At 69.9% G+C, this 21,909-nt stretch carries 22 protein-coding genes; 10 read left to right on the forward strand and 12 right to left on the reverse strand.

Features of this window, described 5'->3' with window-relative positions:
- Positions 1-129: 129 nt before the first annotated feature.
- Positions 130-480, reverse strand: coding sequence for a hypothetical protein (locus ACF8O7_RS23465; RefSeq protein WP_126311479.1), 351 nt, complete (start codon positions 478-480; stop codon positions 130-132).
- Between the two features lie 153 nt (positions 481-633).
- Between ACF8O7_RS23465 and ACF8O7_RS23470 the strand changes: the two genes are divergently transcribed.
- Together ACF8O7_RS23470 and ACF8O7_RS23475 are read left to right on the forward strand one after the other, a co-directional pair.
- Positions 634-1,140: a hypothetical protein gene (locus ACF8O7_RS23470; RefSeq protein WP_026061999.1), complete on the forward strand. Its 507-nt coding sequence runs from the start codon at positions 634-636 to the stop codon at positions 1,138-1,140.
- 128 nt (positions 1,141-1,268) lie between these two features.
- Positions 1,269-2,156 carry a class I SAM-dependent methyltransferase gene (locus ACF8O7_RS23475; RefSeq protein ID WP_016446222.1) on the forward strand — a complete coding sequence of 296 codons (888 nt, stop codon included), beginning with the start codon at positions 1,269-1,271 and terminating at the stop codon, positions 2,154-2,156.
- Positions 2,157-2,223: 67 nt separating this feature from the next.
- On the opposite strand, the gene ACF8O7_RS23480 is transcribed toward ACF8O7_RS23475, so the two are convergent.
- The 8 genes from ACF8O7_RS23480 to ACF8O7_RS23515 form a co-directional block, all read right to left on the reverse strand.
- The gene (locus ACF8O7_RS23480; protein ID WP_126311480.1) at positions 2,224-2,871 is read right to left on the reverse strand and encodes a nitroreductase; all 648 of its coding nucleotides are present in this window, start codon (positions 2,869-2,871) and stop codon (positions 2,224-2,226) included.
- Positions 2,868-3,371, reverse strand: coding sequence for a ferric iron uptake transcriptional regulator (gene fur, locus ACF8O7_RS23485; RefSeq protein ID WP_047327410.1), 504 nt, complete (start codon positions 3,369-3,371; stop codon positions 2,868-2,870). The genes ACF8O7_RS23480 and fur overlap by 4 nt, the downstream gene beginning before the upstream one ends.
- Positions 3,368-3,988: a DUF2325 domain-containing protein gene (locus tag ACF8O7_RS23490; RefSeq protein ID WP_016446225.1), complete on the reverse strand. Its 621-nt coding sequence runs from the start codon at positions 3,986-3,988 to the stop codon at positions 3,368-3,370. The genes fur and ACF8O7_RS23490 overlap by 4 nt, the downstream gene beginning before the upstream one ends.
- A 303-nt stretch (positions 3,989-4,291) precedes the next feature.
- Positions 4,292-5,302, reverse strand: a complete 1,011-nt coding sequence (locus ACF8O7_RS23495) for a c-type cytochrome (protein WP_026061998.1) — start codon at positions 5,300-5,302, stop codon at positions 4,292-4,294.
- Positions 5,303-5,319: 17 nt separating this feature from the next.
- Positions 5,320-6,057 (reverse strand): c-type cytochrome, encoded by a 738-nt coding sequence (locus ACF8O7_RS23500; protein ID WP_016446227.1) that lies wholly within the window; start codon positions 6,055-6,057, stop codon positions 5,320-5,322.
- Between the two features lie 190 nt (positions 6,058-6,247).
- Complete coding sequence (locus tag ACF8O7_RS23505) at positions 6,248-7,777, reverse strand: ATP-binding protein (protein ID WP_126311482.1); 1,530 nt, start codon at positions 7,775-7,777, stop codon at positions 6,248-6,250.
- Complete coding sequence (locus tag ACF8O7_RS23510) at positions 7,774-8,436, reverse strand: response regulator transcription factor (protein ID WP_012206042.1); 663 nt, start codon at positions 8,434-8,436, stop codon at positions 7,774-7,776. Before ACF8O7_RS23510 ends, ACF8O7_RS23505 begins: the two co-directional genes overlap by 4 nt.
- 150 nt (positions 8,437-8,586) lie before the next feature.
- Positions 8,587-9,174, reverse strand: coding sequence for a TetR/AcrR family transcriptional regulator (locus ACF8O7_RS23515; RefSeq protein ID WP_016446229.1), 588 nt, complete (start codon positions 9,172-9,174; stop codon positions 8,587-8,589).
- Positions 9,175-9,319: 145 nt separating this feature from the next.
- On the opposite strand from ACF8O7_RS23515, the gene ACF8O7_RS23520 reads away from it, so the two are divergent.
- From ACF8O7_RS23520 to ACF8O7_RS23540, 5 genes are all read left to right on the forward strand, one after another.
- Positions 9,320-10,549 (forward strand): MFS transporter, encoded by a 1,230-nt coding sequence (locus ACF8O7_RS23520; protein WP_126311484.1) that lies wholly within the window; start codon positions 9,320-9,322, stop codon positions 10,547-10,549.
- A 179-nt stretch (positions 10,550-10,728) separates the two neighbouring features.
- Positions 10,729-10,911, forward strand: a complete 183-nt coding sequence (locus ACF8O7_RS23525; RefSeq protein WP_043821398.1) for a hypothetical protein — start codon at positions 10,729-10,731, stop codon at positions 10,909-10,911.
- 160 nt (positions 10,912-11,071) lie between these two features.
- A complete protein-coding gene (locus ACF8O7_RS23530; RefSeq protein WP_126311485.1) occupies positions 11,072-12,070 on the forward strand; it encodes a TlpA disulfide reductase family protein in 999 nt (332 codons plus the stop codon).
- A complete protein-coding gene (gene dsbG, locus ACF8O7_RS23535; RefSeq protein WP_046985196.1) occupies positions 12,067-12,873 on the forward strand; it encodes a thiol:disulfide interchange protein DsbG in 807 nt (268 codons plus the stop codon). The genes ACF8O7_RS23530 and dsbG overlap by 4 nt, the downstream gene beginning before the upstream one ends.
- 11 nt (positions 12,874-12,884) lie before the next feature.
- Positions 12,885-13,286: a hypothetical protein gene (locus ACF8O7_RS23540; RefSeq protein WP_126311486.1), complete on the forward strand. Its 402-nt coding sequence runs from the start codon at positions 12,885-12,887 to the stop codon at positions 13,284-13,286.
- On the opposite strand, the gene ACF8O7_RS23545 is transcribed toward ACF8O7_RS23540, so the two are convergent.
- Positions 13,271-13,735 (reverse strand): hypothetical protein, encoded by a 465-nt coding sequence (locus ACF8O7_RS23545; protein ID WP_012206046.1) that lies wholly within the window; start codon positions 13,733-13,735, stop codon positions 13,271-13,273. The two genes, ACF8O7_RS23540 and ACF8O7_RS23545, sit on opposite strands and share 16 nt — an antisense overlap.
- Before the next feature lie 334 nt (positions 13,736-14,069).
- Between ACF8O7_RS23545 and dsrO the strand changes: the two genes are divergently transcribed.
- The 3 genes from dsrO (at position 14,070) to ACF8O7_RS23560 (ending at position 19,254) form a co-directional block, all read left to right on the forward strand.
- Positions 14,070-14,915: a sulfate reduction electron transfer complex DsrMKJOP subunit DsrO gene (gene dsrO / locus ACF8O7_RS23550; RefSeq protein WP_016446234.1), complete on the forward strand. Its 846-nt coding sequence runs from the start codon at positions 14,070-14,072 to the stop codon at positions 14,913-14,915.
- A gap of 16 nt (positions 14,916-14,931) precedes the next feature.
- Positions 14,932-15,975, forward strand: a complete 1,044-nt coding sequence (gene nrfD / locus ACF8O7_RS23555) for an NrfD/PsrC family molybdoenzyme membrane anchor subunit (RefSeq protein WP_126311487.1) — start codon at positions 14,932-14,934, stop codon at positions 15,973-15,975.
- 78 nt (positions 15,976-16,053) lie between these two features.
- Complete coding sequence (locus tag ACF8O7_RS23560; RefSeq protein WP_280047671.1) at positions 16,054-19,254, forward strand: tetrathionate reductase subunit A; 3,201 nt, start codon at positions 16,054-16,056, stop codon at positions 19,252-19,254.
- On the opposite strand, the gene ACF8O7_RS23565 is transcribed toward ACF8O7_RS23560, so the two are convergent.
- Positions 19,255-20,721, reverse strand: coding sequence for an efflux transporter outer membrane subunit (locus ACF8O7_RS23565; protein ID WP_126311489.1), 1,467 nt, complete (start codon positions 20,719-20,721; stop codon positions 19,255-19,257).
- The gene (locus ACF8O7_RS23570; protein WP_126311490.1) at positions 20,718-21,887 is read right to left on the reverse strand and encodes an HlyD family secretion protein; all 1,170 of its coding nucleotides are present in this window, start codon (positions 21,885-21,887) and stop codon (positions 20,718-20,720) included. Before ACF8O7_RS23570 ends, ACF8O7_RS23565 begins: the two co-directional genes overlap by 4 nt.
- Positions 21,888-21,909: the final 22 nt, after the last annotated feature.

Raw genomic sequence — 21,909 nt, forward strand, 5'->3', positions numbered from 1 at the left:
GTCCGGAGAGATTGGAAGCGATAGGCCAGCCCCGCAGACGGGGCATGCCGGACAGGACCCGGCGAACGGCGTGGATGCCGCATGCGCCGACCCGGCGGAGCCAACGGCCCCGGCAGGTCGCAAAGGGGATCAGGCCGCCCGGGGAGGCCGGTCGGGCGGGGCCAGGCTGCGCCACGGTCCTTCGCGAAGGCTGCTGGCGACATGGCGATCGGCCTGCAGCCGGGGGGCATCCGCGCCATCGACGGCATGCATGACATCGGGGAGGTCCTGCTGATCGTCCATCAGCGCATGGTCGAAGTCATCGAGCAGGGAGGCCGTGTCCACCAGCGGCGCTGCCGTGCGCTGCACGCTGGCGCAGGCGGCGCCGGCCGGCTCGCAAGCGGCCCCCGGCAGGGCCCGCCATGGCACAAGCCCCAGCGTGGACAAGGCCACGCTGACGACGAAGTGCAGGGAAAAAGCCACGATGAACCATCTGGACATGGTCCGGGGATTTTATCCATGCGCCGCACCCGCGGGCAGGCACCGCGCCTGCCCACCGCTGCCTGCCACTGTCCACGGCTGTTCGCCGTTTCCTACAAGCGGCGCGCCGGCGCCGTGGAAACATGCGCCACGGCCCACTCTCCGCCCTTTGCCATGAAAGCACTCCATACCCTTTTCACCGTCGTGCACGCGCTCATCGCCCTGCTGTTTTCGCTGGCGGCCATCGCCCTGCTGTGGATTGCAGGCCTCAAGGGCTGGAACGCCATGGCGCATGGCGTGGATGGCGATTCGGGCCTGCGCATCGTCGAGGCGCTGGGCATTCTGGCCTCGGGCGTGGTCGCGCTGCAGATCGCCCAGACCATCACCGAAGAGGAGGTCATACGCGAGGCCCATATCAGCGGCCCCACGCGCGTGCGCCGGTTTCTCTCGCGCTTTCTGGTGGTGCTGGTCGTGGCCCTGGCCGTCGAAGCCCTGGTCGCTGCCTTCAAGACGCAGGAAGAGCCGGCCCACCTGCTCTATCCCGCCGCCCTGGTCAGCGCCGTGGGTGTCCTGCTGCTGGGCTGGGGTGCCTTCATCCACCTCAACCGCTCCGCCGAGGAGCTGGAGCCAGAGGCCATGGAACAGGCCAAGGGCGAGGACCACAAGGTGAACAAGGATTGATGGCAGGCAGCTTCCCTTCGGGTTGCCTGCATTCGTGCGAACAGGCCCTAATATGGGTATCAGCCCTTGAAGCAATTCATGGAAGGTGGATGCCGCCCGCCCCGGCCGGCAACGCACAGGAGCCCGCCATGCCCGAATCTCTTGCCCCGACGGCCGCAACGGCCTTGCCCGACGCGCAGCCCTCCTCGCCACGCCAGGAAAAACTGTCCGATGTCAGCGAGACCTTGCGCATTCCACTGGCCGCACGCGCCCTGGGCGAGCGGCTGTTTCCCGGCATGGCCGTCAGCGACGCCCACGCCTTGGACACCCTGACCCAGCTGGGCGACGACGGCAGCCGGTGGCTGCAGGACCGGCAAAGCATCTACGGCGTGCTGGCGCGCACGCACTGCTTTCGCGCGCTGGCGCAGGACTTCTTGCAGCGCCAGCCGCAGGGCCATGTGGTGAACCTGGGCTGCGGCCTCAGCGACTATTTCCAATGGCTGGACAACGGGCAGATGCACATGACGGATGCGGACCTGGGACCGGTGACCGCGCTGCGCAGGCAGCTGCTGCCCCGGCAATCGGAGCGCCAGGAGATCCGCGAATTCGACCTGGCCGATGCCGACTGGTGGCAGCGGCTGGGACTGCCGGCCGACAGGTCCGGGCCTGCGGTGTTCATGATGGCCGAGGGCGTTTCCATGTACCTGCAGCCAGAGCAGATGCAGGCGCTGTGGACCACGTTTGCGCAACGCAGCCCGCCGGGCTCGGAGCTGGTGTTCGACGCCATGTGCTGGCTGGCGGCCGGGCGCGCAAGCCAGCACCCTTCGGTCCGGCTCACCCAGGCCCAGTTCCATTGGGGCCTGCGCCGCGAGGCCGATCTGGCGCAAGCCCATCCCCGCCTGCAGCTGGTGGCCGCGCACCAGGTGATGGAAGGCTACGGCCCGCCCTACTCGCTAGTGGGGCCGGCATTCCGCTGGACCTTTGGCGTGCACTTCTATGCCATCTACCAGCTGAAGTCGGTCGAGACGGCGGCTTAGGCCGATTGCGCAGCCGCAACGAAAGATGCCCGGTCAAGCCGGGCATCTTTGCTTCAAGGAAGCAGGATCAGCCTTCGTCGTCCGCGCTGGAAGACAGGGCCAGGGCCAGGCCTTGCACCAGGTCTTGCCCGGGCTGCCATTCGCGCACAAAGCGGTTGCGCGGCGGCCGCAGGGCTTCGCGGCCGGCCGAGACGGGCGTGCCCACATACAGCAGGCCGACGAGCCGGTCATGGGGCTCGAATCCCAGGGCCTCGCGCACGCGCGCATCGTGGCTGTTGGCGCCGCTGGCCCAGAAGCCGCCAAAGCCCAGGATGTGCAGGGCGTTGAGCATGTTCATGGCGGCAGCGCCACCAGCCAGCAGTTGCTCGCTCTCTGGCACCTTGTGCTCGGGCTGCAGGTGCACGCCCAGCGCAATGATCAGCGGGGCGGACAAGGCCTTGGCGCGGAATCTCTCGGCGTCGGCCTGCGGGTCGCGCGCCCTGGCGGCCTGCACGAACACCTCGCCCAGCGCATGGCGCGCATCGCCCTGCACCAGCACGAAGCGCCAGGGCCGCAGCTGCCCGTGGTCGGGGGCGCGCAGTGCAGCATCGATGACGGTGTCGATCACGTCTGCGCCCGGCGCCGGGTCCTGCAGCGGCCAGCGCGACTGGCGCGACATCAGCAGGTCCAGGGCGACGCGCTGCTCGGGGGTCAGGGATCTGTCGTTGGTGCTCATTCGTTGTCCTGCAGCGCAGGCTGTCTTGCCTGCTCGGGCTGTGCCGGTGATTCGGGTGGCAGCTGCGAGCACGCGCTGCAATGGCCGTACAGGGCGAGGCGGTGGTCGGCCAGGCGGTAGCCGTGGGCCTGGGCCACCTGGTGCTGCAGTGCCTCGATGTGGTCGTTGCTGAATTCATCCACGCGTCCGCACTGCAGGCAGATCAGGTGGTCATGGTGCGGGCCCTCGTTGAGCTCGAAGACGGCCTTGCCGCTTTCAAAGGTCTGGCGCAGCAGCAGGCCCGCCGCCTCCAGCTGGGACAGCACGCGGTAGATGGTGGCCAGGCCCACTTCGGCACGCCGCTCGGCCAGCAGGCGGAACACGTCCTCGGCATGCAGGTGGCGCGATGCGCTCTGCCTGAAGATTTCCAGCACCTGCATGCGCGGCAGCGTGGCCTTCAGGCCCACGCTGCGCAGTTCGGGTTCGCCACCCGGGCTCAGGGGCATCTTGCTGCGTGTCATGCGGTCGTGTCTCCGTGGCTCAGCGTCATGGCGGGGTTGTCGCCGCCGTCGGCGCCCCGGTGTATGCGGACGATGCGCAGCGCATCGGGCTGCTCCACCAGCACGCAGGTCTTGCCCGTGCGCTGGCAATGGTCCTGCACGCGCCAGTACTCGCCGTGGCTCAGGCAGCCGGTCTGGCAGATCACCAGGTCGGCCTCGCGCAGGCTGGCCTCGAAGGCCTCGGCGTCCTGTTCGGGCTCCCGCGCATGCGCGCCCGCTGCAGGCACGGCGGGCTGCGCCAGGGGCGCGGCCGATTGGCGCTGCCAGCGTGCGCGCTCGCGCAACAGGTCCTGCACGCGCACCAGCAGCGACTCCACGCGCCGCGCCAGCGTGACGCGGCGCGAGAGGCCGGGAATGGCCTTCTCCAGCGCCTCGCGCTCCTCGCGCGCCCACAGCAGCTGGGTTTCCTTGGCCATCAAGGCCGCGCGCTGGCGGATCACCAGCCTTTGCAGCCTCTCTATTTCCTGGGCTTGAAGGCACAGCAGCTCGCTGCTGCGCAACTGGGCGTGGCCGTAGCCACGCAGCAGCACCTGGTGCTCGTGCGCCAGCTGCTGAATGTCGTCCAAGGTCTGGGTCATGGTTTCCTCGGCAAACCTGAGCATCGCGCGGCGGTCGCGCGAAGGCCTGTGCGCATGGCCGCGTGCGGCACGGGCCGGGCTTGCCGGCAAGGCGGTGTGCTGCGGTGCAAGCCGGATGCGTCGGCAAATCAGTGAGAATGATTCTTATTAAATCATGAAATGCCGGCCGTCAAACCGATGACCGTACGCCGCCTGGTGCAAAGGCCGCACCGGCGCAGATGCGCTTGCAGGGCGGCCGTCAGCGCCCTGTCCCTTGCAGCAACGCAGGCCTGCGCCCGGCCTGCCGTTGCCTGTCCGATCCGCTCAAAGACCCTTGAGCAGCCGCCCGTTGACCTCGGTGCCGTACAGCGAGTACGGGTTGTCGTGGAACTGCTTGCGCGTGTCGGCCACGTTGCCGGTGAAGCGCGGGTCCTGGGGGCGCTCCATGCTGTTGATGTAGGTGGCCACGTCCCAGGCCTCCTGGTCATCCAGCGTGGGGTTGCCGTAGGGCATGTTGCCCTTGATGAAGCTGGCGGCCTTGTCCACTTCGTGCGTGCCCGCGCCCCAGTTGTAGGACTGCTTGCCCCACAGAGGCGGGAACACGGTCACGCCGCCTACTTCCTGGCCCTGGCCCTGAGGGCCGTGGCACAGCGCGCACTTGGCCTCGTAGACCTTGGCGCCGCGCTCGAAGCTGGGCTCCTGCGCGGCCTTGCCCACCTTGGTGAAGCCCGCGCCCGGCAGCTTCTCGCCCGTGGGCGCCTTCTGCGCCATCCAGTAGGCATAAGCCTCCAGCGCCACAAGGATGTCATGGCCGTCGTCGGGCGCCTTGCCGTTCATGCTGTACATGAAGCAGCCGCGCACGCGCTCGGCGAAGGTGTCCACGTGGTTGGTCTTCTTGCGGTAGGCCGGGTACAGCGGGTAGGCACCCCACATGGGTGCGGCGCCCTTGAGCCGGCCTGCGTCCAGGTGGCAGTTCACGCAGTTGAGGGTGTTGCCCGAAAAGCCCACGGCGTTGGCCGGCGTGCGCAGGAAGATGGCCTCGCCACGGCGGATCCACTCGCCCATGGGGGTGTCCGGAATGTCGCGGGCACCGGGCGGCGTGAAGGCTGCGCCGTCGGCAGCCCCCTGAACGGGCTGGGCATCGGGCTTTGCGGGGACAGCAGCGGGTGCGGCGGGTGCGGCGGCCACGTTGACCGGCACGTCGGGCCGGGCAGGACGGCTGACGTACATGCCATAGGCAAGTGTGCCCGCCAGACCGGCGAACAGGCAGGCAACGACGATGTATTCGGCGGTGTTGGAACTGCCGGGGGCGGGATTGCGTGGTGTGTCGGACATGATCGGCTCCCGGTCCATCAGGGTTTGGCCGGCGCGGAGGCCGTGGCTGCGGTGGCTGTGCCCGCGCCATGCAGGCGGGCGTAGTAGGACGCCACCGCCTGGATGTCTTCGGGCGTGAGCTTGCGGGCGATCTTGCCCATCAGGCCCAGGGGGCCGGCCTCGCGCTGGCCCTTGTTCCAGGCGGCGACCTGGCTTTGCATGTAGTCGGCCGTCAGGTGGCCGATGGCGGGGAAGTCCGCTCCCACGCCCACGCCGCCAGGGCCATGGCACTGGGCGCAGGCAGGAATGCCGTCGGCCCAGCGGCCACGTTCGACCAGCCAGGCGCCGTCATCGTCCTTGCCCTTGGGCAGCGGGCCGCGCACGGGCTGGATGGGAAGCGGCAGGCTGGCGTAGTAGGCCGAGACGTCGGCACGGTCCTGGGCCGACAGGGCCTTGGCCATGGGCGCCATCACGGGCGCCTGCCGGCTGCCGTCGGCCAGGTGCTGCAGCTGGCGCGCCAGATAGCCGGCGTGCTGGCCGGCCAGGGCCGGAAAGCCCGCCATGCCCTCGCCCTTGGCGCCGTGGCAGGTGGCACAGGCCGCCGCGCCCTGGGGCGTGCCCGCCTGGGCGATCTTCTGGCCAGCGGCAGCGTTGCCTTGCACTGCCGCCTGCGCAGCGGAGGTGTCTTGTGCCCAGGCGCCGCCCATCGGCATGCAGATGCCGACAGCAATGGCGATGCACGACCGGGACAGGGTCTGTTTGTTCATGCGGTTCATCGTGGGAAGAGGCTGTTGCCCTGCCATGCGTGGGCGCCGGCAGGTGCGCGGCAGCGGCGGACAGGGTCAGTTCTGGATACCTGCGGCTGCCCCCGCACGGCGCAATGCCTGCGCGGCTGGCCAGCCAGGTCGGCACGATACGCAGCGCAGATTAAGTCGGCGTTAATGCGCCGGCGTCGGTGCGCTCTCGTCAGTGCGTCGGCACCAGTGCGCCGGCGCCCGCCGCCAACGGCAGATAAAGGCGTGCGACCAGCCCGCTCGCATCGCCTTCTTCGGGCCTCCACAGGCTGCGCGGCTGCAGCAGCAGGCAGCCGCCTGCGCATTCGGCGATGCGCTGCACGATGGGCAGGCCCAGGCCGCTGCCATGCTCCTGGGGACGCTTGCGCCAAAAGCGGCGCGTGGCCTCTTCGCATTCCTCGGCGCTGAGCCCCGGGCCATGGTCGGCCACGGTGAACTCCACATAGCCTGAGCCCGGCTGCTGTGTCTTGCCCGGCATGGCGCCAATGGGCCGCACCGCCAGTTCCACGGCATGCTGCGGCGCATGGCGCAGGGCGTTTTCCAGCAGATTGCGCAGGGCCGAGACCAGCAGGGGCTCGGAGATGGCCAGCGGCCAGGCGCCATTGCCGGGCTGCTGGTGCGTGTCCAACCATTGGCGCTGCGCCGGCGCCGGTGCTCCGGCGCTCACGGCATTCACCGCCAGTTGCCAGGCCTTGTCCAGCGCCTGCAGCGCATCGGCAGGCGCATCGCCGCAGGCCAGCGCATTGGCGGCGCCCGGTTCATGCTGCTCCAGCCGCGCCAGCAGCAGCAACTGCTCCAGCGTGTGCTGCAGGTGCTCGACGCCCTCGCCCGCCTGTGCCAGCGAATCGCGCGCCATGGAACCAGGCGGCGCGGCCAGAAGGCCGGCAGGCATGCCGGGCGCCGCCAGCGCCATCTGCGCCACCTGCACATGGGTCTTGATGGCGGTCAGCGGCGTGCGCAGCTCATGGGCCGCGTCGTCGCTCCAGCGGCGCTCGCGGTCGATGGCCGCGCGCACGCGGTGCAGCAGCTGGTTGAGCGTGCCCACCAGCGGCGCCAGCTCGCGCGTCTGCAGGCCCTGGGCCACGGGCGAATCGTCGCCGGGCGGGCGGTGCGCCAGCTCGCGCCGCAGGGCCTCCAGCGGCCTGAGGCCCTGGGTCACGGCCCACCACATCAGCCCCATGCTGGCCAGCAGGGCCAGCACGAAGGGCAGGACGATGGTGTAGGCAAAGCCGTGGATCAGGCCCTCGCGCACATCGATGCGGTCGGCCGTGGCGATGCGCACGCCGTGGTCCTCCAGCACATAGGTGCGCCAGGGCTTGCCCCCCTTGATGATGGTCGAGAAGCCCAGCGGCATGCTCTGCGGGAACACGGGGCTGCCCTCGGTCTTGGCCAGCACCTGCGGCAGGGCCGATTCGGGCCGCACGGGCTGGACCTCGCCGCGCACCAGGCTGACCTCGCAGGCCACGCCGTCGCGCGCGATCACGTTGAGCATGGGGCTCCAGTCCTGCGGCAGCTCCCGGGCAGGCCGGAACTGGTGGACGATGCCTGCCACCATGCGCGCCGAGGCGATCAGCCGGTCATCCAGCACGGTGCGCAGCTCGTTGCGCATGTCCGAGAACATCCAGGCCGCCACCCCGCCCCACAGCGTGCACAGCGCCAGGCACAGACATGCCAGCAGGCGCACGCGCAGGCTGCGCATCATGGGTGCAGGCCCAGGCGGTAGCCCTCGCCGCGCACCGTCTCCACCAGTTCATGGCCCAGCTTGCGGCGCAGGTGGTGCACATGCACGTTGACGGCATTGCTCTCCACGTCCTGGCTGTAGCCGTAGAGGCTGTCGCGCAGTTGCTCGGTACTCAGGATGCGGCCCGGCGACTGCAGCAGCGCGCGCAGCAGCGACCACTCGCGGCGCGACAGCTCCACGGTGCGGCCCTGGCGCTGGATATGGCCGGCAGCGGGGTTGATGCGCACCTCGCCCAGCTCGATCCAGTCCACGCTGCGGCCGGCCGCGCGGCGCAGCAGCGCATGCAGGCGCGCCGCCAGTTCGTGCAGGTCAAAGGGCTTGACCAGGTAATCGTCGGCGCCGGTCTGCAGGCCCTCGATGCGCTGTGACACGGCATCGCGCGCCGTCAGCACCAGCACGGGCACCTGCAGGCCCTGGCCGCGCCAGCGCGCCAGCAGCGAGAGGCCATCCTCGTCCGGCAGGCCCAGGTCCAGCACGCAGGCATCGAAATGCGAGGAACGGATGGCAGCATCCGCCTGCCCGGCCGAGGCCACGGTATCCACGCCAAAGCCCTGCAGTTGCAGGCCGGCCCGCACGCCGCTGGCCACCAGCGCGTTGTCTTCCACCAAGAGAACATGCATGTTGTTGTCCGCAGGGCCTGGCGCCAGGCCCCGCCGTCTGTATCCAAGTCGGGAACGAAAAGCGACTGAGCATCGCAGATTTGCCGCGCTGGCGCGGCGGTGCGCCGAATTTCGCAGGCGGGTGCACAAGAATGCGGCCAGGCGGCCCGCTCAGGGCCGGGCCAGCAGCCCGCCCAGCAGCAGGTCCAGCGCCGCCGCGCCGCGCTCCAGCCGCAGGTCGGCGTCCTCGCCCTCGGCAATCCAGAAAGCCGCTTCGGCCAGGCTGCCGTAGATCAGCGATGCCAGCGCCTGCGGATCGGCCCGGGCCACGATGCCCTGCGCCATGAGGTCCGCAATCAGTGCCTGCATGGACGCAATGCAGTGGCGCTGCGATTGCGGCAGCGCTCCGCCCAAAGCCGCGCGCGCATCGCGCAGCACGATGCGCTGGATTTCAGGCTCCAGCGCCATTTCCAGGTAGGCCCGGCAGCGACTGCGAAAGCCCTGCCAGGGATCCCGGGCATGGGCGGTGATGGCCTTCAGGCGTTCATCCACCTCGGCATCGATCTGCTCGACCACGGCCGCCAACAGGCCCTGCTTGTCGCCGAAATGGTGGTACAGCGCGCCCCGCGTCAGGCCCACCTGCGCGGTGAGATCGTCCATGGAGGCATCGGCGTAGCCCTGCTCTCCAAAGGCCTTGCGGGCCGTGGCCAACAGCGTGGCGCGGGTTTCTTCCATCTCGGCGCGGGTGCGGCGGACCATGGCCAATCTCCTTACATACGGCGTGCATGATTATTTACATACGATGCGTATGTATATAGGATTCTATTCATACGCAGCGTATGTATTTTCTCTGTCCCGCGACGGCGGTGCAACACCCCCCCACCTGTTTGAAGGGATCTGGACCATGAATTCGTCTTCCTCCACGCGGCCCGAACCCGCCGCGCGCCGCCCGTGGCTGGCCGTGTCCGCCGTGGGCCTGGCCACCTTTTCCGTGGTGACCACGGAAATGCTGCCGGTCGGCCTGCTCACATCCATTGCTGGCAGCCTGGGCACCTCCATGGGCAGGGCCGGCCTGATGATCTCGCTGCCGGCGCTGCTGGCCGCGCTGTTCGCGCCGCTGGTGGTGATGGCGGCGGGCGGCATGGACCGGCGCCGCATCCTGTGCGGACTGCTGGCCCTGCTCGTGCTGGCCAACCTGGCCTCGGCGCTGGCGCCGTCGCTGATCTGGCTGCTGGCCGCGCGCGTCCTGGTGGGCTTTTGCATGGGCGGCATCTGGGCAATCGCGGGCGGGCTGGCGGCACGGCTGGTACCCCAGGCGTCGATGGGCCTGGCAACCTCCATCATCTTTGGCGGCGTGGCGGCGGCCTCGGTGCTGGGCGTGCCGCTGGGCGCGCTGATCGGCGATTTCGCGGGATGGCGCTGGGCATTCGGTGGCATGGCAGGCTTCAGCGCACTGGTGCTGGCGCTGCACATGGCCGTTCTCCCCGCCCTGCCTGCCACAGGCTCGGCCAGCCTGCGCCAATTCAGTCATCAGCTGGCCAACCGCAGGCTGCAGGCCGGGCTGGCACTGACGCTGCTGCTGGTGGCCGGGCATTTCATGGCCTTCACCTTCGTGCGCCCGCTGCTGCTGACGGTGTCGGGGTTCGATGCGCAATGGATGAGCGCGCTGCTGCTGGCTTACGGCATCGCGGGCATTGCGGGCAACTTCCTGGCGGGCATCATCGCGGCGCACCGCACGGTGCCGAGTCTGGCGGCGATCGCCCTGGGCCTGCTGCTGGCACCTGTGCTGTTCCTGTCCGTGGGCGACTCGCCAACCGGTGGTGGCGCCGTGCTGCTGGTCTGGGGCCTGGCCTACGGCGGCGTATCGGTGGGCCTGATGACCTGGATGATGCAGGCTGCGCCACGCGCCGTGGAAATTGCCACGGCGCTGTACGTTGGCGTCTTCAACATCGGTATTGCGCTGGGCTCATGGGCGGGCGGCCAACTGGTCGATGGCTGGGGGCTGCACGCCACGCTCTGGCTGTCAGGCGGATTTGCCGCTGCGGCCTTGCTGCTGTCTGCGGCCATGGGATTGGCTGGGACTGGAAGCAAAGCGGATTGGGGCCATCAACAGGCAAAGAATCACCAAGTCTGAATTCCGCAGGAACTTCAGGACAAGTCCTATGCCACCTAGGAAATATCCTGAAATATTTCGGAATTCTCCTTGTCTTCCACAGCGGAAATTCACGCAATTACCAATGCACAATCCAGGCCTTGCCCTCACGGATTCGCATCGCTCGCGACCCCGTATTCCGCTTGATGGAAGGATATGCAATGAACGAACTTCAGACACGGCTTATCGTCGTGTGCGTGCTGACCCTTGTCGTCGTCATGCTCGTTTCCAAATACGAGATAGTGAAGCCATCGACTTCATCGAAAAACAAGCTGGTTTTCAAGGCATCCCTCTTCATTGCCATTTCTTTCGGTGCATTTGCAGCACTCTGGAATAAGTTCTGACACTCGATCCATGAGGTGGATTTTCTTGCGAGCGCAAGAGGTGGCGCTGCCGCCCGGCAAGCCAGGTGAGGCCGTGAGGCCATCAGGCCGTTAACCCCCCGTTAATTCCCCGCTGCCAGCATCCACGGCCTGTCAGCCCGCATGGCTGAAACTCCCTTCCATGCATCTCCGGTCATCCCCTCTTCTTTCGTCATTCCTGCCCTTGCTTGCCGGCCTGCTGCTGGCGCCTTCGCCTGTTCTTGCCGGAGCAGCAGAGCCTGGCGGGCCGTCAGCGCTATCGGCGCTGGGCGCCTGGCTGCACCTGCCCGCCAGCCTGGCGCTGGGGCCGCTGGTCCTGCCGATGGGCGTGGTGGTGGCCATGCTGGCCTGGCTGCTGGCGCAGCGGCTGGCGCGCAGGAATGAAAGGCGCACGGGCCAGGCCGTGGATGCGCTGCTGTGGCAAAGCACCCTGGCCGGCCTGCTGGCGGCGCGCCTGGCCTATGTCGCGCAGTGGTGGACAGAGTACGCGCCGGCCCCCTGGGATTGGAGCGGGATGCCGGCCTTCGCAGGCCGCATCATCGATATCCGCGACGGGGGATGGAACCTGTGGGCCGGCCTGCTGGCCGCGCTGCTGTACATGCTGTGGCGCAGCCGCCGCTCCCCGGTGCTGCGCCGCGCCACAGGGCTGGCGCTGGGCGCGGGGGCGGCCCTGCTGGTGCTGGGCAGCCTGCTGCAGGCGCGGCCCTCCGCAGATGCACCGGCCCTGCCGGCCTTCACCCTGGTCAACGGACAGGCGCAGCCGGTCTCGCTGCAGCAGTTGCAGCAGGCCGATGGCAAGCCCATGGTAATCAACCTCTGGGCCACCTGGTGCCCGCCCTGCCGGCGCGAGATGCCGGTGCTGGCCCAGGCCCAGCAGCAGCGGCCCGATGTGCGTTTCATCTGGATCAACCAGGGCGAGACGGCAGAGGCCGTGATGGGCTATTTGCGGCGCGAGCAGGCGACGGCCCCGCTGCCGCTGGCCCAGGTGCTGTTCGACCCGCAGCAGCAGGCCGGCCGGCACTGGCGCCAGCGGGGCCTGCCTTCCACCTATTTCTATGGCGCCGACGGCCGGCTGTGCGGCATGCGCATGGGCGAGCTGTCGCGCGCCAGCCTGGCCCAGCATCTGAAGGAATGTTCATGAGCGCTTCCCCCCTGTTCCCCCTGCCTGCACTGGCAGGAGCCCTGGCACTGTCGGCAGCCTTGGCCCTGCCGGCTGCGGCGTCCGAGCTGCCATCGGAGGATTTCCTGGCCCAGCAGGGACTGACCCTGGTGGGACCGCTGCCGGCCGTGGGCGGACTCAAGGCCTGGGCCGCCTACCGCGACCGCCAGCCCGTGCCCATCTACCGCATGCCTGACGGCAAGCACTGGGTGCTGGGCACGGTGATCGATGCCCAGGGCCGCGACGTGAACGCCCAGGCCCTGCAGGCCGCCGTGCAAAAGCCCATGGGCGAGCAACTGTGGAGCGATGTGCAGCGCGCCCAGTCCATACCGGATGGCCGCGCCGACGCGCCGCGCACGGTCTATGTGTTCACCGACCCCAACTGCCCCTATTGCAACCAGCTGTGGAACGATGCCCGGCCCTGGGTGGAGAGTGGCCAGGTGCAGTTGCGCCACATTCTGGTGGGCATCCTCAAGCCCAGCAGCGAGGGCAAGGCCGCCGCCTTGCTGACCGCGCGCCAGCCAGAGCAGGCCCTGGCCGAGCACGCACGTGCCTATGCCAAGGCCGGCCGCGCCAGCGCAGAAGGCGCGGGCGCCACGCCGCTGGCCCCGGTGCCGCAGGCCACGCGGCAGGTGCTGGCCAGCCATGCCTCGCTGATGTCCACCTGGGGCCTGCGTGCCACGCCGGCCCTGGTCTGGAAGGATGACAAGGGGCTGGTGCAGGTACGCACCGGCCTGCCGCCGGGCCTGCTGGAAGAGGTCATGGGGCCGCGTGGCAGGAAATGACGAGGACGACCATGAGCACAAGCCGTTGTCCCGCCGCTTCCACCTCCTCCAGCGACTGGAGCGACCTGTTCCCCGTCCGGCCGGATGCGCCGCCGCTGCGCATCGTGCTGCATGCGCCCACACCCGGCGCCCTGGCCCGTGCACGCAGCAATCTGGCCAACCTGCGCCAGGACCGGCCCGGTGCCGAAGTCCGCATCGTCATCAACGGCCCGGCCGTCGAGGCGCTGCTGGACGCAGCGCCGGGCACGCCGCAGCATCTGGATGCAAAGGCCCTGGCCCATGCGTTGGTCTGCCCGAACACGCTCAGGAAGCTGGGCCGCGAGGCGCCTGCCGGCATGCGCGTGCTGCCGCAGGGCGGCATCGAGTCACTGGCCCTGCTGCAGCAGTCGGCCTGGTGCTACGTGCGCTGCTGAGCGGCCTGCGCCAGCGAGGCCAGGCAGCGCGCCTGCCATTGGTATTCAGGCTCGAAGGACTCGCGGTCCGTGACGGCGCCGTGGCCGCCCTCGCCATAGACCATGGCATAGGCCGCATAGTCGGCCGCCTGCAGCGCCCGGCCCGCCAGGCCGTGGGCCGTGGCATAGGTGGCGGACACGGCGGCATGGCCGCAGCCGTCGAGGGAGCGTGATCCCTGGTGGTGGTTGGCCAGGCTGGCGGCCTCGCGGGCCAGGCGGTCCAGCTCCTGCCTGTCGATCTGGCCGTCCAGGTAGCGGCGAAGGCCTTGTGCGCAGCGGATGACGTCCGGGTCTTCTAGCAGGTGCGCGATGCGGTCCACGCAGGCCTGTGTGAATTGCAGCCTCAGGTGCTCGCCGGCTTCGGCGGCAAGGTCCAGTTCCGAAGCAAGGCTGTTCAGGGCATGGTTCATGGAGAACTCCTTGGCAGTGGCGACACAAGCAGCGTAGACCGGGGCCGCGCACGGAAACAAGAGGGTGATTTCCGATACGCGCCCCGCATTCCCGAGGAATGCAGTCACCCTGTTAACCCCGTCTTAATCCCTGCGCCACACGCTATGGAGTGCCTTGGGCGCCTGTCCATGGCAGGCAGTTGGTGGCGCTTTGCAAGCCCATTGCTTGACTCATATCAAGCCGCCAAGGCCCTGAATTTCATATATTAAATTCAATATAAAAAGCATATTTTTAATGCTTTATTGAGTTTGAGCGACCACCCTCCCGTGGCCGCAGGACGATGAAAGACAGGCCATGCCAAAAACATCCCGCGCCGGCAGCGGCTGCAACGACTGCAGCTGCAAGCCCTCCACCCAGGACATCCCCGCCCCTACCCTCTCCCATGCGCAGCCCGCCGCCGGCAAGCGCGGCTTCCTGCAGGACCTGCTGGCCGCTGCCATGGCGGCCGTGGCCCTGCCCGTGGCGGCGGCCGCGCCCGGCACCCCGGGTTTCCAGCCGCCGCGCCGTCCCGGCGAGGCCGGCAGGCGCTACGGCATGCTGGTGGACCTGCGCCGCTGCATAGGCTGCCAGGCCTGCACGGTGAGCTGCTCCATGGAGAACCTGCCGCCGCTGGGCCAGTTCCGCACCACGGTGCTGCAGTACGAGGTGCAGCACGCGGGCAACGAGGACCTGCCGCCGGCCATGCTCAACCTGCCGCGCCTGTGCAACCACTGCGACAACCCGCCCTGCGTGCCGGTCTGCCCGGTGCAGGCCACCTTCCAGCGCAGCGACGGCATCGTGCTGGTGGACAACGAGCGCTGCGTGGGCTGCGGCTACTGCGTGCAGGCTTGCCCCTATGACGCGCGCTTCATCAACCACGAGACGCAGACCGCCGACAAGTGCACCTTCTGCGAGCACCGCCTGGAAGCCGGCCTGCTGCCGGCCTGCGTGGAAAGCTGCGTGGGCGGCGCCCGCGTGATCGGCGACCTCAACGACGAGGGCAGCGAGATCCGCCAGCGCATGCGCGAGCACGCCAAGGACCTCAAGGTGCTCAAGCCCGCCATGGGCACGGACCCGCATGTGTACTACCTGGGATTGCCCGACGCCTTCGTCGACGGCGTGGACGGGCAGGCCAGCGTGCGGCTGGTCACTTCCCACTGAACGCAAGGAGCACCCCATGCACATCGTCGAACTCCTGACCCCCGCCTACGAATCGGCCTGGCTGCCCTGGGCCGTGCAGTACTTCTTCCTGGCCGGCATTGCCACGGGCGCCGCCCTGCTGGCCGCCGCCTGCACCTGGGCGCCGCGCGCCAGCGCCATGGCGCGCCTGCTGCCGGCCGCCGTGCTGGTGCTGGCCGTCAGCGCCATCGCCGCGCCCGTGTCGCTGCTGGCCGACCTGCACCAGCCTGCGCGCTTCTGGCATTTCTATGCGCACTTCACGCCGTGGTCGTGGATGTCGGTGGGCGCCCTGCTGCTGCCCGTCTTCGTGGGACTGGCGCTGGCCTTCGTGCTGGCCTGGTGGCTGGGCCGGCCGCAGTGGCTGCGCTGGCTGGCGCCGCTGCTGGCCGTGTCGGCGCTGACCATCACCGCCTATACCGGCGCCGAGCTGATGGCAGTGCGCTCGCGCCCGCTGTGGAACACGCTGTGGGTGCCGCTGAACCTGGCACTCACGGGCTGGCTGGCCACGGTGGGCTGCATGCTGGTGACGGCGCGCTTTCTGCCCGCCCGCCACCGCCCCGATGCCGGCGCCCTGCAGGCGCTGCGCATGCTGGGCCTGGCGCTGGCGCTGTGCCTGCTGGCCATGGTGGTGGTCTGGGCCGTTGCCGGCTGGCTGGGCCAGGGCCGCTCCTTCCAGGCGGCGCTGCAGCTGTGGCAGCAGTTTCCGGTCTGGCGCCTGAGCATGCTGGGCTCGGCCGTGGCCGGTGCCGCCTTGCTGTGGGCCCTGGTGCGGGGTGGTCAGCGCATGGCCTGCCCGCGCTACACGCTGGCCCTGGGGCTGGGCCTGGCCGCCGCGGCCTGGGCCTTCCGCTGGGCGCTGTTCATGGGCGTGCAAGGCGTGCCCAAGTACGGCGCGGGCCTGTACATCTACCACATGCCGCTGGGCGGCGACGGCCTGCTGGGCATGCTGGGCGTGGCCGGCCTGTGCATTGCACTGGTGACGCTGGCCACCTGGGCGCTGGAGCTGTTTCCCGCGCGCTCGGCCGCGGCCCGCGCCGTCTGACACCGCCGCCCTGACGACCCCTCACCCATTCACGGAGCGCGGCCCGCCACCGGCCGGCCGCGCCACAGAAAGCCTTTCATGACCGACAAGAAGAAACTCCCCCAAGCCCCCGAAGATTCCCTGGATGCCGAGGCCGCCCGCCGCCGCCTGCTGCTGCGCGGTGGCCTCACCGCCGGTGGGCTGGCCGCCTTTGCGGCCGGCTACGGCGAGACGCTGGCACGTGGCGCCAAGGGCCTGGTGACAGGCAGCTCGGGCACGCCCACGGCCAGCGCCACGCGCGGCAATTCGCTGACGCCCGAGTTCCGCATCGACCCGGCCACGGGCGCGCTCGCCACCCAGCCCGGCCAGGTGGTCAGCCCGTCCAGCTGCCTGGGCTGCTGGACGCAGTGCGGCGTGCGCGTGCGTGTCGATACCGCCAGCAACCGCATCCTGCGCGTGGCAGGCAACCCCTACCACCCGCTGGCCACCACGCGCCCGGCCGCCATGGAAGAACCCGTGCGCGAGGTCTACGCCAAGCTGGGCAAGGAGCTGGGCCTGGAAGGCCGGGCCACGGCCTGCGCGCGCGGCTCGTCCATGCTGGAGCACCAGAACGCGCCGCACCGCGTGCTCACCCCGCTCAAGCGCGTGGGCCCGCGCGGCAGCGGCCGCTGGCAGAGCATTTCCTTCGAGCAGCTGGTGCAGGAAGTCTGCGAGGGCGGCGACCTGTTCGGCGAAGGCCAGGTCGAGGGCCTGCGCGCCATCTGGGACACCAGGACGCCGCTGGACGCCGACAACCCCGAGTTCGGCCCGCGCTCCAACCAGTTGCTGGTGACCGACGCCTCCAACGAAGGCCGCGCCCAGCTGCTGCGCCGCTTTGCGGGGCCGTCCTTCGGCACCGTGAACGTCAGCAACCACGGCGCCTACTGCGGCCAGAGTTTCCGAGTGGGTGCGGCAGCGGCCCTGGGCGACCTGCCCGGCATGCCGCACGGCAAGCCGGACTGGAGCCATGCCAGCTTCGGCCTGTTCATCGGCGCGGCGCCCGCACAGTCCGGCAACCCCTTCCAGCGCCAGGGCCGCGAACTGGCCGAGGCCCGCTCGCGCGAGGACAACCGGTTCCGCTACGTGGTGGTCTCGCCCGTGCTGCCCACCTCGTCCAGCCTGGCTGCGGGCAGCGGCAACCGCTGGCTGGCCGTCAAGCCGGCCAGCGACCTGGCCCTGGCCATGGCGCTCATCCGCGTCATCCTGGACGAGGCGCGCCATGACACGGGCTTTCTCGCCCAGCCCGGCCCGGCCGCCATGCAGGCGGCGGGCGAGGCGTCCTGGAGCAATGCCACGCACCTGCTGGTCAACGAGCCCGGCCACCCGCGCCATGGCAGCTTTCTGCGCGGCGCCGACCTGGGCTGGGCCCTGCCCGCGCCAGCCGAAGACGGCAAGCCGGCCCAGGACGTGTTCGTGGTGCGGCGTGCCGATGGCCGCCTGGCGCCGCACACCCAGGCCGAGCCTGCACAGCTGATGGTGCGCACCCGCGTGGCCGTGCCCGGCCTGAAGGCCGAAGGCGCGGACCAGGCCCCCGAGCTGTCGGTCTGCTCCTCGCTGGCCAAGCTGCACGAGCAGGCCAGCCTCAAGACACTGGACGAATACGCAGCGCTGTGCGGCGTGGCGCGCGGCGAGATCGAGGCGCTGGCGCGCGAGTTCACCAGCCATGGCAAACGCGCCGTGGCCGATGCGCATGGCGGCACCATGAGCGGCGCGGGCTTCTACACCGCCTACGCCATCAGCATGCTCAACACCCTGGTGGGCAACCTCAACGTGCAGGGCGGCCTGGTGCTGGATGCCGGCCCGTTCGGCCCCTTCGGCCCGGGCCCGCGCTACGACTTCGCCAACTTCGACGGCAAGGTCAAGCCGCGCGGCCTGGCGCTGTCACGCCACCGCCAGCCCTACGAGAAAAGCGCGGAATTCCAGCGCAAGCGCGAGGGCCAGCCCGAGGGCGCGAAGGACTACCCCGCCGCCCAGGCCCCGTGGTACCCGGCCGTGGGCGGCCTGTCCAGCGAGATGCTGGCCAGCGCGCTGGCCGGCTACCCCTACCGCGCCAAGGCCTGGATCAACCACATGAGCAACCCCGTCTACGGCATTGCGGGCTTTCGCAACGCGCTGGTGGACGATCTCAAGGACCCGAAGAAGCTGCCGCTGATCGTCTCCATCGACCCCTTCATCAACGAGACCAGCGCGCTGGCCGATTTCATCGTGCCCGATACCGTGACCTACGAGAGCTGGGGCATCTCGGCGCCCTGGGCCGACGTGGTGGCCAAAAGCTCCACCGTGCGCTGGCCCGTGGTGCAGCCCGCCGTGGCGCGCACGGCCGGCGGCCAGCCCGTGAACGTGGAGAGCTTCCTCTTCGCCGTGGCAGAACGGCTGGGCCTGCCGGGCTTTGGCGAGGCCGCCATCAAGGACGCCCAGGGCCAGCCCCATGCGCTGCGCTCGGCCGAGGACTTCTACATCCACGCCCTGGCCAACGTGGCCTGGGCAGGCGGCAAGCCCGTGCCGGCGGCCAGCGATGACGACATCGCCATCACCGGCGTGGACAGGCTGGTGCCCGCGCTGCGCCAGCGCCTGAAGGACGATGAATGGCGCCAGGTGGCCATGCTGCTGACGCGCGGCGGGCGCTTCGACCGCATCGAGGACGCCTGGAAGGACGGCCACACCCGCAAGGCCCACGCGCCTGCCCTGCAAGTGTGGAGCGAGGAGCTGGCCCGCATGCGCCACGCCATGACGGGCGAGCGCTACAGCGGCTGCCCCACCTGGTATCCGGCGCGGCTGGCCGACGGCAGCGCCATGCGCACGCATTTCGGCGAGCAGCAATGGCCGCTGCTGCTGACCTCGTACAAGTCCAACCTGATGAGTTCCATGTCGATTGCCGTCTCGCGGCTGCGCCAGGTGCATCCGCACAACCCGGTGTCCCTGCACCGCGATGACGCCGAGCGGCTGGGCATCGCCAACGGCGACACGGTGCGCATCCGCACGCCGGGCGGCGCGGTGACGGCCGTGGCCATGGTGCGCGACGGCGTGATGCCAGGCACCGTGGCCATCGAGCACGGCTACGGCCACCGCGAGCTGGGCGCGGGCCGCCACAGCATCGACGGCCAGCCCATGCCGGTGAACGCCGAGCATGCCAATGGCGTGAACCTCAACGACCTGGGCTTTGCCGATCCCACGCGGCCCGGCTGCAAAAACGTGTGGGTGGACTGGGTGTCGGGCGCCGCGGTGCGCCAGGGGCTGCCTGCGCGCATCGAGAAGGTCTGATCAGCGGGCGGAGCTGGCGACAGGTGCAGCGACAGGTGCAGCGACGGGTGCAGCGACTGGTGTGGTGGCGGCCTGCCAGCCGCCGCCCAGCGCCTGGTACAGCGCAATGGCGTTTTCCAGCTGGCTCTGGCGCAGGCGTATGACTTCCTGCTGGGCCTGGTACAGATTGCGCTGTGCGTCCAGCTCTTCCAGGTAGCTGGCGTAGCCGGCCTCGTAGCGGTCCTTGGCAAAGCCCAGGGAGCGCTGCAGCACCGCCTCGCGCTCGCTGGCGTGCTGCCACTGCGACTGCAGGCGCCGGGTGCCGACCAGGGCGTTTTCCACATCGGCCAGGGCCTTGATCACCACGCCACGGTAGGCATAGGCGGCCTGGTCGCGCTGGGCGGTCACGGCGTCGAACTGCCCTTGCAGCCGGCCGCCCGTGAACAGCGGCGCCAGCACGCTGCCGCCCAGGGCCCAGACCGTGGCCGGGTGGTATTGCAGGGCATTGACCAGCAGGCTGCCGGCGCTGGCCGTCAGCGAGACCTGGGGCAGGAAGGCGGTGCGCTGCACGGCCAGGCTTTCGTCGGCGGCCGCCAGCTGCAGCTGCGCTCGTGCAATGTCGGGGCGGCGCTGCAGCAAGGCCGAAGGCAGGCCGGCGGCCGGCGCAGGCGGCGGTGCGCCCAGCGCAGCGGACTGGCCGTCGGTTGTTGCCATGAGCGCGGCGGCCTGCTCGTCACCCTCGCCACCGGCCAGCAGCAGGAGCGCCGTGCGCTGGCGCGCCAGCGACAGCTCCAGCTGCTCCACGGCCTGCTGCACGGATTGCAGCTCGGCCTGGGCCTGGGTGAGCTGCAGCTGCGAGGTGTAGCCGACGCGCGCCTGCTCGTCGGCCAGGCGCAGGGCCTGTTCGCGCGAGCGGGCCGTGGCCTGGGCCACTTGCAGCTGCGATTGCAGCGAGCGCAGGCCCACATAGGCCTGGGCCATGGTGGCGGCCACGGCCAGGGCCACGGCGTCGCGGTCGGCCTCGCTGGCCTGCAGGCGCAGGGCGGCGGCCTTTTCCAGGTGGGCGATGCGGCCCCACAGATCAGGCTCCCAGCTGGCCTGCAGGCCGGGCTGAACCGAGCGCGTGTGCGCCAGGCCCCGCGCGCCCAGGCTGCGGCCCGTGGAGGCGCCGGCCGTGGCCGAGAGCTGGGGCAGGCCCGCAGCGCCTGCCACATCCAGGTTGGCCCGCGCCTCATCCACGCGCGACAGGGCCAGCAGCACATCGTTGTTGCGGGACTGGGCCAGCTCCACCCAGCGCGTGAGCAGCGGATCGTCAAAGGCCTGCCACCACGATGCCTGGACGGCGGCGGCCGGCTCCTGCCCTGCCCCGCTCCACTGGGCGGGCACGGCGGGCCGGGCCGCTTCAGGCGCGGTGCTCAGCGGCGGCACGCTGCAGCCGGCCAGCGCGGCAGCGCAGGCCATGGCCATGGCCAGTGCGCGGGCGGTCATGGGCGGACCTCCGGTTGGGGTGCGGGTTGGGGCTCAGGCTGCGCCGTATCCAGCCGCACCACCACCGACATGCCCGCGCGCAGCCGCGCGGCCAGCTCCTGGTCGGGATCGATTGCAATCTTGACCGGCAGGCGCTGCACGACCTTGGTGAAGTTGCCCGTGGCGTTGTCGGCCTTGAGCACGCTGAATTCCGAGCCCGTGGCCGGCGCGATCTCCAGCACGCGGCCCGTGAGGTGGGCGCCGCCCAGCGCATCGACGCTGAAGCGCACTGCCTGGCCTATGCGCACCCGGGCGGTCTGGGTCTCCTTGAAGTTGGCCACCACCCACAGCGTGTGCGGCACCACGTACATGAGCTGGGAGCCGGCCGTGACGTACTGGCCCCGGCGCACGCCGACCTCGCTGACCTGGCCATCGCCTGGCGCGTGCACCACGGTGTTGTCCAGGTTGATCTGGGCCTGGCGCAGCTGGGCCTCGGCCATCTGGACCTGGGCTTCGAGCGAGGCGCGGTTCACCGTCGTCGCCTTGATCTTCTGGGCGTTGATCTCGATGTCGGCCTGGGCCTTGGCCACGTTGGTGGCCGCCAAGCGCGCGGTGGCACGCACCTTGTCGCGCTCGTTGAGCGAGACGGAGCCGCGCTCGGACAGCGCCTGCACGCGCTGCAGCTCGGCTGCGGCGCGGTCGGATTCGGCCTGCGCCGCCGCCAGGCCGGCGCGGCTGGCCCCCAGCGTGGCGCGGTTCTGCGCCTGGGTCTGGTCGGCATTGGCCAGCTGTGCGCGGGCATTGGCCAGCTGGGCCTGGGCCTGGGCCTGGGCGGCTTCGTAGGTGCGTGCGTCGATGCGCACCAGGGGCTGGCCGGCCTTGACGTTCTCGTAGTCCTGCACCAGCACCTCGGTCACATAGCCGCTGACCTGGGGCGCGAGCACGGTGACGGCGCCGCGCACATAGGCGTTGTCGGTGCTGACCACGGTGCCCGCGAAGGGGAACAGGTTCCAGGCACGCAGCACCAGCAGAACGCCGGTCAGTGCGACCACCAGCATCACCAGCACGCTGCGCAGCGAGGGCTTGATGAGCTTGGGCGAAGGCGAGGGCGAAGGCGCCGCAGCGGGAGCCGGCGCAGGCGAGGCAGAGGCGGCCGTGCCGCCATTGGAATTTTCGGAGTCACTCATGTTGTTGTCTTTTCTCTGGGCG

It is taken from the genome of Delftia sp. WSY_16 (genome assembly GCF_043104415.1).
In the GTDB taxonomy this organism is placed as follows: domain Bacteria; phylum Pseudomonadota; class Gammaproteobacteria; order Burkholderiales; family Burkholderiaceae_C; genus Comamonas; species Comamonas tsuruhatensis.